This window comes from Streptomyces sp. NPDC043861 (genome assembly GCF_056435905.1).
On sequence record NZ_JBWKDP010000021.1, the window covers coordinates 19207 to 33935 of the forward strand.

Consider the following 14729-nt stretch of genomic DNA (forward strand, 5'->3'; position numbering starts at 1 on the left):
GCGGCTCCCTGCCTGGTCACGGGGTGTTGGCTACTGACTCGTAGCGTATCGGCGCGGATACGGTTCGGCAGTGCGGCGTTTGCCACACCCCCGTGTGCTTGCGGACATGACGCCATGAGGTCTGCGCGGTGCGGTGGGTGGTGCCGCCGTCGGGTGCAACGGGTCGGTCGTCGGGCAGCAACGGGTCGCGTCATCGCGCTGTCGCCGGGCGGCTGCTGTGCGTCACGACGGTGCGCAACGGCGCCGCGCCGTGGGGCCGCGGTTCGCCTCGCGGGGACGGAAGAGGCCAAGCTGGGCGGCATGACGCCTCCCGCCGCACCCGAAGGCCGCTGGTCCGATCTCGACCGACCCCCGCTGAACGCTCCCGCACTGCGCCGGGCGCTGTTGCGCCCCGGCGGCCTGTGGACGTCCCTGGACGTCGTCGAGTCGACCGGTTCCACCAACTCCGATCTTGTGGCACGGGCCGCCGGGCTCCCCGAAGGCGCCGTGCTCGTCGCCGAGGAGCAGACCGCCGGCCGCGGCCGCCTCGACCGCAGCTGGACGGCACCCCCGCGTTCCGGGCTCTTCCTGTCCGTACTGCTCAGGCCGGCGGTGCCGGTCGAGCGCTGGGGTTGGCTGCCCTTGCTCACCGGTGTCGCGGCCGCCACCGGCCTGGCCAGGGCGGCGGGCGCCGACTTCTCCCTCAAGTGGCCGAACGACCTGCTGGTGAAGGTCCGGGGGGAGGAACGCAAGACGGGCGGCATTCTCGCCGAGCGTGTGGGCAGTGACGGTGTCGTCATCGGCATCGGCATCAATGTCACGTTGCGTGAGAACGAGCTCCCGGTTCCCGGGGCGGGCTCCTTGGCGCTAGCCGACGCCGTCTCGACCGACCGCGACCCCCTGCTGAGGGCACTGCTGCGGTCGATCGAGGACTGGTACGGCACATGGCGCGCGGCCAACGGCGACGCACATGTCTCGCGGCTCCAGGAGACCTACGCGGCCGGCTGCTCGACTCTCGGCCTCACCGTCCGTGCCGAGCTGCCCGGCGACCGCTCCCTCATCGGGGAGGCCGTGGCGATCGACGGCGACGGACGCCTCGTGGTGACCACCCCGGACGGCAAGGATCACCCCATCGGGGCGGGCGACATCGTGCACCTGCGCCCGGGCGGCTGAACCGTGCGGGGCACCGGGACGTGAGCTACGGCACACCTGCCGTATCGTTGAGGCCGCGCCGGGGGTTCGCGGTCTGCGCGGACCACCACGGCATGACAGATCGGCAGGGCAGTGCGCAGGGAACGGGCAGGAGGCGGCCGGTGACCGTCGACGACACGACTTCCGGTTCCGGCGCGGGCGCTACCGGGTCTCCCGGCGGTTCGGGGGCATCGGCGGGCGGCTCGGGCGCTACCGGCGGCTCTGGTGCGTCCGGTGGCACCGGTGCGACGGGCGGCGGCTCGGGCAGTCGCAGGCAGCATTCGTCGGACTCCCACCCGACCCCGCACCACGAGGTCGACCACACCGTGGAGCCGACCAAGGACCCGCTCGCCATCCGCCTGGAGCAGCTGATCCTCGGCGCCGACCGCCGGTACACCCCGTTCCAGGCCGCCAGGACCGCCGGGGTGTCGATGGATCTGGCCTCCCGCTTCTGGCGCGCCATGGGCTTCGCCGACATCGGCCAGGCCAAGGCCCTCACCGAGGCCGACGTCCTCGCCCTGCGGCGCCTCGCCGGTCTGGTCGAGGCCGGCCTGCTGAGCGAACCCATGGCCGTGCAGGTGGCACGGTCGACGGGGCAGACCACGGCGCGGCTCGCGGAGTGGCAGATCGACTCCTTCCTGGAGGGCCTCACCGAGCCCCCGGAGCCGGGGATGACCCGTACCGAGGTCACCTATCCCCTGGTCGAGCTGCTGCTGCCGGAACTCGAGGAATTCCTCGTCTACGTCTGGCGCCGCCAGCTCGCGGCAGCGACCGGCCGGGTCGTCCAGGCCGGTGACGACGAGGAGATGGTCGACAGGCGGCTTGCGGTCGGTTTTGCGGACCTCGTCGGCTTCACCCGCCTCACCCGCCGCCTCGAGGAGGAGGAGCTCGGCGAGCTGGTCGAGTCCTTCGAGACGACCTGCGCGGACCTGGTCGCCGCGCACGGCGGCAGGCTGATCAAGACCCTCGGCGACGAGGTCCTGTTCGCGGCGGACGACGCGGGCACGGCCGCGGAGATCGCGCTGCGGCTCATCGAGACGTTGACGCACGACGAGTCGATGCCGGCGCTGCGGGTCGGGATCGCGTTCGGGACGGTCACGACCCGGATGGGCGACGTGTTCGGTACGACCGTGAACCTGGCCAGCCGGCTCACCTCGATAGCGCCGAAGGACGCGGTCCTCGTGGACGGGGCGTTCGCGGAGGAGCTGGCGCGTACGGGCGACGCCCCGGTGTCGGAGGCGCAGGCGGCGGAGGAGGCGGCCGTGGCCGAGAAGGAGGGCGAGGAGCCGGCCGCCGTGCCGAAGTACCGCTTTGCGATGCAGCCGATGTGGCAGCGGCCGGTGCGTGGACTGGGTGTCGTGGAGCCCTGGCTGCTGACGAGGCGGTCCACCTAGGATCCTCCCGGTGAACCATCGTTAACCGGGAGGTCTTCGATCATGTCCGAGAGCGTGTCCGGCAGCATGTCCGAGTCCACGTCCGAGCAGCGCTTCGGCGAATTCGTCGTCGTACGCCGCCATGAGGACGGCCATGTCGCCGAGCTGGTCCTCGACCGGCCCAAGGCGATGAATGCGGTCTCGACGGACATGGCGCGGTCGATCGGCGTGGCCTGCGAGGCACTGGGGGCGGACCCCTCGGTACGGGTGACCGTGGTGACGTCCTCGAACGAGCGGGCCTTCTGCGTGGGGGCGGACCTCAAGGAGCGGAACTCCTTCACGGACGCGGAGTTGGTCCGTCAGCGACCCACTGCCCGGGCGGCGTACACGGGCGTTCTGGAGCTGCCGATGCCGACGGTCGCGGCGGTGCACGGGTTCGCGCTGGGCGGCGGGTTCGAGCTGGCGCTCAGCTGCGATGTGATCGTGGCCGACGGTACGGCGGTCGTCGGGCTGCCCGAGGTGTCGGTGGGCGTGATCCCGGGCGGTGGCGGTACACAGCTGCTGCCGCGCCGGGTGGGAGCGGCACGTGCGGCGGAGCTGGTCTTCACGGCCCGGCGCGTGGAGGCGGCCGAGGCGCGGGAGTTGGGGCTGGTGGACGTGCTGGCCGAGGACGCCCGCCCGGCGGCGTTGGAACTCGCGGCGCGCATCGCGGGGAATTCGCCGGTCGGGCTGCGGGCGGCCAAGCGGGCGCTCCGGCTGGGGCAGGGACTCGACCTGCGGGCCGGTCTGGAGGTCGAGGACGCGGCCTGGCGGTCGGTGGCGTTCTCCGGGGACCGGGCGGAGGGTGTCGCGGCCTTCAACGAGAAGCGCAAGCCGGAGTGGCCCGGGGAGTGAAATCTCCCTTAATGTCCCTAAGCTGGGGTGATGGGTGAGGATGTGCGGCTGCGAGCTGTGGTGGCGCTCGCACAGTCGATGGCCGCTGCGCACACTCCGCGGGAGTCCTGGCGGGCCGCGGCGGTGGGCGCGTGCGAGGCGCTGGCCGGGAGCTTTGCCGCGCTGTCGGTCTGGGAGCGGGACCAGGGCCGGCTGAAGGTGCTCGTCAACGCCGGGGACCGGGCCGCGGACGAAGAGGAGTTCCCGGACGGCGAGACGTACCCGGTGCACCGCTTCCCCGAGATCACGGAGTTTCTGCACGAGCAGTGGGCGGGGGGCGGCGCGCCGCGTGCGTGGGTCGAGACGGCAGAGGGGCCGGCCACGGACGAGCACGGCTACAGCCACCACCGGGTCGATGCGCTGCGGCAGCGCGGGCGTGGCTGCTGCGTCGTCGCCCCGATCGTGCTGCACGGACGGGCCTGGGGCGAGATGTACGTGGCCAGGGCGGCGGGACAGCCGGTGTTCGACCGGGACGACGCGGACTTCGCGACCGTGCTCGTTTCCGTGGTGGCTGCCGGGATCGCCCAGCAGGAGCGGCTGGAGGAGGTGCGCCGTCTCGCCTTCACCGATCCGCTGACCGGGCTCGCCAACCGGCGGGCGGTCGACGTCCGGCTCGACGAGGCCATCGAGCGGCACCGGGCGGACCGGTCGGTGGTCTCGCTCGTGGTCTGCGACCTGAACGGGCTCAAGCGGGTCAACGACACGCTCGGTCATGCGACGGGCGACCGTCTGCTGGAGCGCTTCGGCTCGGTGCTCTCGCTGTGCGGGGCGATGCTGCCGGGCGCGCTCGCCGCGCGGCTGGGCGGCGACGAGTTCTGCCTGCTGACGGTGGGGCCCGCGGCGGACGACGTGGTCAAGGTGGCGGACGAACTCTGCGAGCGCGCGGGCGAGTTGAAGCTGGGGGAGGGGGTGGCCTGCGGCATCGCGTCGACGGGGGACCCGATCGGCCCGGTCCGCTCGGCCCGCCGCCTCTTCCGCCTCGCGGATGCGGCCCAGTACCGGGCCAAGGCGGCCCGCTCCCGGGGTCCGGTCGTTGCCGGCCGCGACGGAAGCGTCCTCCCCCTGGCGGACACCCCGCCCTCCGCCCCGCAGGACCGCCGCCGCTTCCGCGACGCCCGTCCGTGAGCCTCGCGTGGAGGAAACAAGGACCCGTGCCCGTGACCCCGCGCGCGGCGCCGCTCCCCGAGCGTCCGCCGCCTCGGACGACGCTCCGCGCTTCTCGTCGCCGGGCGGGACGAGGGGCCGGGCCGGTAAAATGATCGGCACAAGTCCGGCATGCAAGGCCTGTGTCACCGGCGGTCCGGCCGGTCGATCCTTCCGAGGGCCCCGTTGGGGCGGACATGGCCGACGAGGTACGCATCGATCTGCTCGGTGGCTTCCATGTCGCGGTCGGGGACCGCGACATCGCTGCCGGGGCGTGGCGCCTGCGCAAGGCCAGGACCCTGCTGAAGCTGCTGGCCCTGACCCCGCGGCACGCACTCCACCGGGAACGGGCCTGCGAGCTGCTCTGGCCGGATCTCGACCCGTTGGCCGCCTCCAACAATCTGCACCAGGTACTGCACGCCGTACGCCGCGCACTGGCGACGGCAGGGGCGTCCGGCGATGTCGTCGTCCTCCGGGACGGCATGGTCGTACTCGGCCCCGACGGCGGAGTACGGATCGATCTCGACGAGCTGGACTCGGCCGCGCGGCGGGCGACGGCCGAAGACGGGCCGTCCGAGTACCGCACCGCGCTCGTCCTGGCCGAACGGGAACTGCTGCCCGAGGACGTATTCGAGCCCTGGGCGCAAGAGGCGCGTGATGCCGTCGCTCTGCGGCGCGGGCGGCTGAGGCTGGGCCTTGCCGAAGCGCTCGAACGGGACGGCGAGGGCGCCGAGGCGGTCGAGGTGCTGCAGTCCCTGATCGCCGAGGACGCCCTGCATGAGCAGGGTCACCGGGCCCTCATGCGCGTCCTGGCCGCAGCCGGCCGGCGACGCGAGGCGCTGGCGGTGTACGAGCGGCTGCGCGAGGCGCTCGGGAAGGACACCGGGTCGGACCCGGACCCGGCGACCCGTGAGCTCTATCGCGCGCTGCTGGCGGGCTCGGTCGAGGAACCCGCCGGAGCGGCTCCCGGTCTCCCGCGGCCGCACAATCTGCCGGCGCAGCTGACGACCTTCATCGGCCGGGACCGAGAAATCGCCGAGGTGGAGGACCTTCTCGCACGCAGCCGGCTGCTGACCCTGACCGGTCCCGGCGGCTGCGGCAAGACACGGCTCGCGCTGGCCGTCGCCTCGCGGCGGACCGGTGCTTTCCGCGACGGCGTGTGGTTCGTGGGCCTCGCCGCGCTCACGGACCCCAGGTTTGTACCCGATGCGGTTGCCGAGGCGCTCGGCATCCAGCTCCCGCCCGGCGGCAGCACACGGGCGGCGCTGGCCGCGCAGCTCGCCGGGCGGGAGGCGCTGCTCGTGCTCGACAACTGCGAGCATCTGGTCGAGGCGTGCGCCGACCTGGCCGCGGAGGTCCTGGCCCGTTGCCCCGGAGTCGTCGTGCTGGCCACCAGCAGGGAGACGCTGCACGCCTACGGTGAACGCACCTGGCGGGTGCCGTCACTCGGTCTGCCCGACGTGCTGCGGTTGCCGCCACCCGCCGACCTCGGGCGAATCGCAGCCGTGCGGCTGTTCGTGGAGCGGGCCGCGGACGTCGTCCCCCGGTTCCGTCTGGACCCGGAGAACGCGGCCGCCGTCGCCCAGATCTGCTTCCGGCTCGACGGGATGCCCCTGGCGCTGGAGCTCGCGGCCGCACGGGTACGGATGCTGACTCCGCGAGAGATCGCCGAGCGGCTCGACGACGCACTCGCCCTCCTCGGCCGGCGGGGCGGCAGGCACACGGTGACCAGACAGCAGACTCTGCTCGCGACCCTGCAGTGGAGTCACCAGCTGCTCGACCCGGCCGAGCGCCTGCTCTTCCGCAGGCTCGCCGTCTTCGCGGGCGGCTTCTCCCTGACGGCGGTGGAGCAGGTGTGCACACAGGACACCGACCCCGCGGCGGTGCTTGACCTGCTCGGCCGACTGGTCGACAAATCGCTCGTACTCGTGGAGCGCCACGGTGACGGGACCCGCTACCGACTGCTGGAAACCATCCGGCAGTACGCCCGGGAACGGCTCCGGGAAGCCGGTGAGTCGGTGCAGACCGAGAGCATGCACCTCCGCTTCTACCGCGCGCTCGCCGAGTCCTACGACCCGGAGGCGGGCGCCCCCGGCCACGGTGGGCGCGGGACGTCGCTCGAGCTCGAGGCCGACCATGACAACCTTCGCGCCGCGCTGGCCTCGGCCCTGGCGAGCGACCCGGACAGCGCGCTGCGACTGGCGGTCGCGCTGCGGCGGTTCTGGGTGGAGCGGGGGCACCTGGCCGAGGGGCGGCGCCGACTGGACGACGCGCTTGCCGCGGCCCCGGCACCGACCCCGCTACGGGCCCGGGCACTCCTCGGACAGGGCGTGCTCGCGATACGGCTCGGGGACGGCTCCCGGCTGGAGTCCATCGGCGCGGAGATCGTGGCGATCCACCGGGCGGGCGGAGACCGTGCGGCACTGGCCTACGCCTGCTGCCAGCAGGCGATCCTGCTGTGGATGCGCGGCACCTGGGACGAGGCCCGGACGGCGCTCGACGAGGCATGCGCCCTCGCGGACGGCGATCCGCGGGTTCTCGCGGCCGCCGCTCAGCTGCGCGGGGTCTGGGACGTCTGCCGGGGTGAGGCGAGGGCGGCCAGGGACGCCTTCGGAGCCTGTCTGCGGCTGCTCGGGGACCTGGAAGCCGGGGCGCGGCCGTTCTTCCCGGTCATGACACCCGGGTACGCGGTCGAGGAGGACGCCGAGGGCAGGCCGTCGCTGTTCTTCGAGGAGACCGTGCTTGTCGGGCGCCTGGTCGGCACGGCGCAGGCCGGCGGGTACACGCTCGCCAATCTCGCCTGGGCCGCCCGGCTGGACGGGGATCCGGCCGGGGCGGCGGCAGCGGCCGAACGGAGCGTCGACCGCTTCCGTGCGCTCGGGGACCCGCACGGGGAGTCACTGGCCCTGAACACCAGCGGAAACATCTCCCGCACCTGTGGTGACCATGAGCGCGCGCGGGCGTACCTCGAGGCCGCCCTGCTGGTCAGACGCCGGATCGGTGACCGCCGCGAGGTCGGGATGACGCTCGGCAACATCGGCCTGGTCGCCCTGGCCACGGGTGACACCGACGGCGCACGGGCGGCGATCGGCCGGGCCCGCACCGGTTTCGAGGAGACCGACGACATCCCCGGCGCCGTGAACTGCCTGCTCCACCTCGGGCTCGTCGCCCGTGCCGCGGGCGACTCCGGCGCGGCCCGGGAACTGCTCACCCGCGCCCTCGACCTCGAGCACGTGGCCGGGTCGACATGCGCCACCGGCTGGGTCGCGGTCATGCTGTCCCGCCTGGCGGAGGATGCCCACGACAGTGCCGGCGCCGACGCGGCCACGGCCCGGGCCCTGGGCCTCTTCACACGGCTGGGCGAAACAGGGGGTCTCGAGCATCTGCGCCGGGCCGCGACGCGGCCGCAAAGCCGTCGCTGATCGGATGCAAAGCGGCGATCCCTACCTTCGTGGGTGTCGGAACGTTTGCCACATCGAGGAGGCCGACCATGTCGACCGAGACGGCGAAGGGTGTCCTCGGGGACGCCACGATCGGTGAGCTGGAAGCGGAACTGCGCGGCACGGTGGTGCGCCCGGGCGACGCGTCGTACGACGAGGCCAGGGCGGTCTGGAACGCCGCGCACGACAGGAAGCCGGCTCTGGTGGTGCGGTGCGCCGGGACCGCCGACGTGATGCGGGCGGTCGAGTTCGCGCACAGCCAGGATCTGCTCGTCGCGGTGCGCGGCGGTGCCCACAGCATCGCCGGGTTCTCCACCTGCGACGGTGGCATCGTCATCGACCTGTCCGCCATGAAGGGGGCGCGGGTCGACCCCGTACGCCGGCGGGTCGTCGCCCAGCCCGGACTGACGTGGGCGGACCTCGATCGCGAGACGCAGGCGTTCGGGCTCGCCGTGCCCGGTGGTCTGGTCTCGACGACCGGTATCGCGGGCTTCACGCTGGGCGGCGGAATGGGCTGGCTGACCCGCCGCCATGGTCTGGCCGCCGACAATCTGATCGGGGCCGACGTGGTCACCGCGGACGGACGGCTGGTGCACGCCGATGAGGACGAGAACGCGGAGCTCTTCTGGGCGCTCCGCGGCGGCGGAGGCAACTTCGGTGTCGTCACGTCCTTCGAGTACCGGCTGCACCCGGTGGGCCCCCAGGTCCTCGCGGGCCTGATCGTCTACGGCGCCGCCGAGGCACGGCAGGTGATCACCGGATGGCGTGATCTGACCGCCGGGATGCCCGACGAGCTGACCACGCTCGTCAACCTGACGACGGCGCCCCCGTTGCCGTTCCTGCCGGAAGAGGTGCACGGCACCCGGATCGTGGTCGTCGCCGGGATGTACGCGGGTTCCGTCGACGCCGGGGAGACGGCCGTCCGGCCGCTGCGCACGCTCGGTACGCCGATCGCCGACCTGATGGGCCCGATGCCCTACCTCGGCATGCAGTCGCTCCTGGACCCGCTGTGGACCCGGGGTGCGCACAACTACTTCACCTCGGCGTTCATCGAGCCGTCCGACGCGGCGGTCGACGCACTGACCCGTCTGCACCTCACCACACCGACCCCCTCCAGCGAAGTGCACCTGCACCAGCTCGGCGGCGCCTACGGTCGTGTTTCCGCGGACGCGACGGCCTTCAGCCAGCGTGACGCGAGCGTGCTGTGCAACGTGATCGCGCGGTCCCCCGAGCCGGCGGGCTTCGAAGGGCACGCCGCCTGGGCGCGCGGGGCACGGGAAGAGATCGCGCGCCACGGCAACGGTGCGATGTATGTCAACTTCACCGGTGACGCGGAGGAGGACAAGGTGCGCGCCTCGTACCCGGCGGCCGCGCACGAGCGGCTCGTGCGGGTGAAGAACGCGTACGACCCCACCAATCTGTTCCGGCTCAACCAGAACATCCGCCCGTCCTCCCGGAGGTGAGACCTCCGGCCCGGGCAGGGCCTCCGCCGCGCAACGGGTGGTGACAGAGAGGGATTCAGTCCGTAGGGTGCTGAATATGGATATGCACACTGTCGTGGTGGGGACGTCGGGCGCCACCGTCGAGGATGTCATCGCCGTCGCCCGCGGCAACGCACGTATCGAGCTCTCCGATGACGCGGTCGCGGCCCTCGCCGCCGCGCGGGAGATCGTGGAGGCGCTGGCCGCGAAGCCCGAGCCGGTGTACGGCGTGTCGACCGGGTTCGGTGCACTGGCGACGCGGCACATCGGTCACGACCTCCGCACCCAGCTGCAGCGGAACATCGTGCGGTCGCACGCCGCCGGCATGGGGCCGCGCGTCGAGCGCGAGGTCGTACGGGCGCTGATGTTCCTGCGGCTGAAGACCGTGGCGTCCGGGCGCACCGGCGTACGCCCCGAGGTCGCCCAGACCATGGCGGACGTGCTCAACGCGGGTATCACCCCGGTCGTACACGAGTACGGTTCGCTCGGCTGCTCGGGGGACCTCGCGCCGCTGTCCCACTGTGCGCTGACCCTGATGGGGGAGGGCGACGCGGAAGGTCCCGACGGGATCGTCCGCCCCGCGGGCGAACTGCTCGCCGCCCACGGCATCCAGCCCGTCGAGCTGCACGAGAAGGAGGGTCTCGCCCTTCTCAACGGCACGGACGGCATGCTCGGCATGCTGATCATGGCCCTCGCCGACCTCCGGCGGCTCTACACGTCGGCCGACATCACCGCGGCGCTGTCCCTGGAAGCCCTGCTCGGTACGGACAGGGTCCTCGCGCCCGAACTGCACGCCATCCGCCCCCACCCCGGCCAGGCAGCCGCCGCGGCCAACATGAGGGCAGTCCTGGAGGGCTCCGAGCTCACCGGCCACTTCCAGGAGGAAGACGCCCCCCGCGTCCAGGACGCCTACTCGGTGCGCTGCGCCCCCCAGGTCGCCGGCGCCGGACGGGACACCCTGGCCCATGCCCTGCTCGTCGCCGAGCGCGAACTCGCCGCTGCCGTCGACAACCCGGTCGTACTGCCCGACGGCAGGGTCGAGTCCAACGGCAACTTCCACGGCGCCCCCGTGGCGTACGTGCTCGACTTCCTCGCCATCGCCGCCGCCGATCTGGGTTCCATTGCCGAGCGGCGCACCGACCGGCTCCTCGACAAGAACCGCTCGCACGGCCTGCCGCCGTTCCTCGCCGACGACGCGGGCGTCGACTCGGGCCTGATGATCGCCCAGTACACCCAGGCCGCTCTCGTCAGCGAGATGAAGCGGCTCGCCGTCCCGGCCTCCGCCGACTCCATCCCGTCGTCGGCGATGCAGGAGGACCATGTCTCGATGGGCTGGTCGGCCGCCCGCAAGCTGCGCACCACCGTCGACAACCTCGCACGGATCATCGCCGTGGAGCTGTACGCGGCGACCCGTGCGATCGAGCTGCGACGCAGCCTGCGCCCGGCCCCCGCGTCACAGGCGGCCATCGAGGCGCTGCGCGCCGCGGGCGTCGAGGGCCCCGGCCCCGACCGGTTCCTCGCCCCCGACCTGGCCGCCGCCGAGGCGTTCGTGCGGGACGGAGGGCTCGTCGCGGCCGTGGAACCCGTCACCGGGCCGCTGGCCTGACCCAGCGGACGGCGCCGGGGAGTCAGAACGTACGCGCTCCCCGGCGCGCCGCGAACGTCACGAAACCCGCGCCGATGGCGAGGAACGTCGTACCGCCGACGACGTACGGAGTCGTGTTCACGGTGCCCGTGTCGGCGAGCCGCGGCCCCGGTGCGCCACCCTGTGCGTCCTCGGCGGCGCCGGTCCGCTGCGCCTCCTGCGCCTGCTGACCCGACTGCTCCGACCGGCCGGACTGCGCCGGCCCGGAAGCGGAATCTCCGGATGACTGCCCGGCGCTCTGCGCCGCCTCCACGGTCTCCCCGTCCGCCGTAGCGTTCGCCGACGGGACGAACCAGAGCGCACAGAGCAGGGTGCCGGCTGCGGCGGCTGTCAGCAGCGGGCGGCGAGCGACGGACACGAAATGATTCCCCTTGTACCGGCGGCGAATTGGCCGTGTGCGGTGGTGCTGCCGCGATGCTAATGAAAGCAGCGGGTCGCAGGAAAGTCGTGATCGCCACGGGGCCTACGCTCCGTCGTATGACCACCTCTGAGACATCACGCTATGTACGCCTCCATGTCGAATTGGTACTCGAGGTCGCCGAACCGGAGGCCCTGACCGGCGCCGCTCTCGAGCGCATCACGGCGGACGAGTACATGCCCGAGGAAGAACGCGGCCACTCCGGCTCTGCGGTACGCGAGGACCCCGCCGAGGCACTGGCCTATCTCGTCGATCCCTTCGATCTCGTCAGCGAGGTCCCCGGAGTCGATCTCGCACAGGCCTCCTGGAGCTGCGAGGAGATCGACTACGACCCCGAAGCCGAGGAGTGGGACATCGAAGAGGACGAGGACGCTGACGGGGGCGTCGGGGACGGCGGGACCGAGCGGCCGTAGTGGTCGTCGGCGACGGGCCGTGGGACGCCGCAGGCGAACCAGGGCCCGTCGGCGTCCGTGTATCTCCGTGTACTCCTGCGGAGGCGGGTTAGAAGTGCAGGGGAGCCCGGGACCGGAGCCCGGCTCCGGGCCCCGTTCCGACACCGGGGACAGAGCCTGGAGCGCATCCGGATTCCGGTGGCTGCAACCGTCGGCGCCCGGCGCGCGTCGATGAGTGGTGTTGCCCACATCTCTCCCCAGATGTGGAACCGGACGGCCCTTTCTGGGTCTTCTTGAATGAGTTGGCAGGGAATCGGCGACGATGGAGAAGCGTGTGATGACGGACAGCAAGCGGCGCAGGGGCCTGATGGCTGCGTCCGTGGTGCTCGGCAGTGTGCTGGTACTCACGGGCTGCAGCAGCAACGCCGACAAGGCCACCGCCGATGGCTCGAAGAAGTCACAGGACCAGGTCGACGCGGCAGCCGCCAAGGACGCATCGGACGCCCGAATAGTCATCTCGCCCAAGAACGGCGCGACCAACGCGAGCATCAACAAGGACGCCAAGGTCACCGTCAGCGACGGAAAGCTCACCGAGGTCACCATGACCACGGCCGCAGGTGCGAGCGTCAAGGGCACTCTCTCCGCCGACGGCAAGACCTGGCAGCCCGACGGCCAGCTGGAGCGCGCGACCACCTACAAGATCGCCGCGACCGCCAAGGACTCCCAGGGCCGTGAGGCCCACGAGAACGCGTCGTTCACCACGGTCTCGCCCGACAACAGCTTCATCGGGAACTTCACGCCCGAGGACGGCACCACGGTCGGCGTCGGCATGCCGGTCTCGATCAACTTCAACAAGGCGATCACGGACAAGAAGGCCGTCCAGTCCGGCATCAAGGTCACGTCCAGCAGCGGTCAGGAGGTCGTCGGCCACTGGTTCAACGGCCAGCGCCTCGACTTCCGCCCCGAGCAGTACTGGCAGGCCGGCTCGACGGTCACGATGAAGCTGAACCTCGACGGGGTCGAGGGTGCCGACGGTGTCTTCGGCGTCCAGCAGAAGACGGTCACCTTCAAGATCGGCCGCAACCGGGTCTCCACCGTCGACGCCAGCGCCAAGACCATGACGGTCACCGAGGACGGCAAGACGATCAAGACCATCCCGATCTCCGCCGGCTCCCCCGAGAACCCGACGTACAACGGTCAGATGGTGATCTCCGAGAAGTTCAAGGAGACCCGGATGAACGGTGCGACCGTCGGCTTCACGGACGACGACGGCAAGGGCGAGTACGACATCAAGGACGTCCCGCACGCGATGCGGCTGTCCTCGTCGGGCACGTTCATCCACGGCAACTACTGGGGTGCCGACAGCGTCTTCGGGAACGTCAACACCAGCCACGGCTGTGTCGGTCTGAACGACGTCAAGGGCGCGGGCGACCCGAACCAGCCCGCCGCCTGGTTCTTCGACAACTCGATGGTCGGTGACGTCGTCGTGGTGAAGAACTCCAAGGACAAGACGATCCAGGCGGACAACGGGCTCAACGGCTGGAACCTGAGCTGGGCCGACTGGAAGGCGGGCTCCGAGGTCTGATCCCCTCCGGGGCCCCACCGCGCCCCGACGCCCTGCCACGGTCACCACGGCGGCGGCTCCCGGATGCACTCCGGGAGCCGCCGCCGTCGCCGTACGCACCCGTCGTCGCGGTACGGCACCGGGCAGGGCCGCACGGCAATGCGCGCGGGGCGGGACACCGACAGGTGTCCCGCCCCGGCGGCGTTCGCGGTCACCGCACTCAGCGCGCAGCCGCAGCACTCACCTCGTCGACCCCCCACTGCGCCAGCAGGCCGAGCGACTGTGCGGAGGCAGACCCCGGCTCCGCGTGATACGTCACCAGCGACAGATCGTGGTCGTCGGGAAGCCTCAGCGTCTCGTACGACAGGGTCAGTTCGCCCACCAGCCGATGGTGCATCCGCTTGGTGCCGTGGCCCTTCTCCTGCACCGTGTGCGCCGCCCACAGCGTGCGGAACTCCTCGCTCTTCACCGACAGCTCACCGATCAGCGCCGACAACTGCGGATCGTCCGGATAGCAGCCGGCGCACAGCCGCAGCACGCTCACCACCTCGACCGCCTTGCACTCCCAGTCGACGTAGAGGCCGCGCGCGGACGGATCCAGGAAGACCAGCCGCGCCATGTTCCGCTCCTCCGGACGCATGGCCGCGAAGTCGCCGAGAAGGGCGCGCGCCATGGTGTTCCACCCGAGGATGTCCATACGGCGCCCCAGGAAGAACGCGGGCACGCCGTCCATCGCGTCGATCAGCGCCTGGAGCTGCGGCCGCAGCCGCTGCGTGGCCCGCACCGCCCGCTTCTTCTTCTGCGTCGGCTTCGCGAGATGGGTCAGATGCGCGTGTTCCGTCTCGGAGAGGCGCAGTGCCCGGGCGATCGAGTCGAGCACCTCGCTCGACACGTTCTGTCCGTTGCCCTGCTCGAGCCGCGTGTAGTAGGCCACCGACACCCCGGCCAGCTGGGCCAGCTCCTCGCGACGCAGCCCCGGCACCCTGCGGTGGCGGCCGAAATCGGGCAGACCGACGTCCTGCGGCTTCAGCCGGCCCCGCCGGGAACGCAGGAATTCGCTGAGCTCGGCACGCTGGTCCATACCGACAAGTATCCCGGTCCGCTGACCGCCGCACGAGGGCGAGCCTGACCCTGCCAGTGGTAGGCACAGCGGACGTACGCACGACAGAG

At 71.8% G+C, this 14729-nt stretch carries 11 protein-coding genes; 9 read left to right on the top strand and 2 right to left on the bottom strand.

The window, feature by feature from the left end; all coding sequences use genetic code 11:
• The first annotated feature begins 300 nt into the window (after positions 1-300).
• The 7 genes from AC068D_RS34020 (at position 301) to hutH (ending at position 11146) form a co-directional block, all read left to right on the top strand.
• Complete coding sequence (locus AC068D_RS34020) at positions 301-1152, top strand: biotin--[acetyl-CoA-carboxylase] ligase (protein WP_478826995.1); 852 nt, start codon at positions 301-303, stop codon at positions 1150-1152.
• A gap of 140 nt (positions 1153-1292) precedes the next feature.
• Positions 1293-2564 carry an adenylate/guanylate cyclase domain-containing protein gene (locus AC068D_RS34025; RefSeq protein WP_478826996.1) on the top strand — a complete coding sequence of 424 codons (1272 nt, stop codon included), beginning with the start codon at positions 1293-1295 and terminating at the stop codon, positions 2562-2564.
• Positions 2565-2606: 42 nt separating this feature from the next.
• Positions 2607-3437 carry an enoyl-CoA hydratase/isomerase family protein gene (locus AC068D_RS34030; RefSeq protein WP_478826997.1) on the top strand — a complete coding sequence of 277 codons (831 nt, stop codon included), beginning with the start codon at positions 2607-2609 and terminating at the stop codon, positions 3435-3437.
• 27 nt (positions 3438-3464) lie between these two features.
• Positions 3465-4601 carry a GGDEF domain-containing protein gene (locus tag AC068D_RS34035; RefSeq protein ID WP_478826998.1) on the top strand — a complete coding sequence of 379 codons (1137 nt, stop codon included), beginning with the start codon at positions 3465-3467 and terminating at the stop codon, positions 4599-4601.
• Between the two features lie 215 nt (positions 4602-4816).
• The gene (locus AC068D_RS34040; protein ID WP_478826999.1) at positions 4817-8041 is read left to right on the top strand and encodes an ATP-binding protein; all 3225 of its coding nucleotides are present in this window, start codon (positions 4817-4819) and stop codon (positions 8039-8041) included.
• 68 nt (positions 8042-8109) lie between these two features.
• Entirely contained in the window at positions 8110-9522 is a 1413-nt protein-coding gene (locus tag AC068D_RS34045) for an FAD-binding oxidoreductase (RefSeq protein ID WP_478827000.1), read from the top strand.
• An 82-nt stretch (positions 9523-9604) separates the two neighbouring features.
• Positions 9605-11146: a histidine ammonia-lyase gene (hutH, locus tag AC068D_RS34050; RefSeq protein ID WP_478827098.1), complete on the top strand. Its 1542-nt coding sequence runs from the start codon at positions 9605-9607 to the stop codon at positions 11144-11146.
• A gap of 22 nt (positions 11147-11168) precedes the next feature.
• Here the strand turns inward: hutH and AC068D_RS34055 are convergent, their stop codons facing one another.
• Entirely contained in the window at positions 11169-11543 is a 375-nt protein-coding gene (locus AC068D_RS34055) for a hypothetical protein (protein ID WP_478827001.1), read from the bottom strand.
• A gap of 119 nt (positions 11544-11662) precedes the next feature.
• On the opposite strand from AC068D_RS34055, the gene AC068D_RS34060 reads away from it, so the two are divergent.
• Entirely contained in the window at positions 11663-12016 is a 354-nt protein-coding gene (locus AC068D_RS34060; protein WP_478827002.1) for a hypothetical protein, read from the top strand.
• Between the two features lie 301 nt (positions 12017-12317).
• On the top strand, positions 12318-13580 hold the full coding sequence (locus tag AC068D_RS34065) for a L,D-transpeptidase (RefSeq protein ID WP_478827003.1): 1263 nt from the start codon (positions 12318-12320) through the stop codon (positions 13578-13580).
• 199 nt (positions 13581-13779) lie between these two features.
• On the opposite strand, the gene AC068D_RS34070 is transcribed toward AC068D_RS34065, so the two are convergent.
• Positions 13780-14640 carry a helix-turn-helix domain-containing protein gene (locus AC068D_RS34070; protein ID WP_478827004.1) on the bottom strand — a complete coding sequence of 287 codons (861 nt, stop codon included), beginning with the start codon at positions 14638-14640 and terminating at the stop codon, positions 13780-13782.
• Positions 14641-14729 lie beyond the last annotated feature (89 nt).

Excerpts from the sequence above, each read along its gene's own strand:
- AC068D_RS34020 (WP_478826995.1), top strand. The coding sequence starts at position 301 with ATGACGCCTCCCGCCGCACCCGAAGGCCGCTGGTCCGATCTCGACCGA.
- AC068D_RS34030 (WP_478826997.1), top strand. The coding sequence starts at position 2,607 with ATGTCCGAGAGCGTGTCCGGCAGCATGTCCGAGTCCACGTCCGAGCAG.
- AC068D_RS34040 (WP_478826999.1), top strand. The coding sequence starts at position 4,817 with ATGGCCGACGAGGTACGCATCGATCTGCTCGGTGGCTTCCATGTCGCG.
- AC068D_RS34045 (WP_478827000.1), top strand. The coding sequence starts at position 8,110 with ATGTCGACCGAGACGGCGAAGGGTGTCCTCGGGGACGCCACGATCGGT.
- hutH (WP_478827098.1), top strand. The coding sequence starts at position 9,605 with ATGCACACTGTCGTGGTGGGGACGTCGGGCGCCACCGTCGAGGATGTC.
- AC068D_RS34060 (WP_478827002.1), top strand. The coding sequence starts at position 11,663 with ATGACCACCTCTGAGACATCACGCTATGTACGCCTCCATGTCGAATTG.
- AC068D_RS34065 (WP_478827003.1), top strand. The coding sequence starts at position 12,318 with ATGGAGAAGCGTGTGATGACGGACAGCAAGCGGCGCAGGGGCCTGATG.
- AC068D_RS34070 (WP_478827004.1), bottom strand. The coding sequence starts at position 14,640 with ATGGACCAGCGTGCCGAGCTCAGCGAATTCCTGCGTTCCCGGCGGGGC.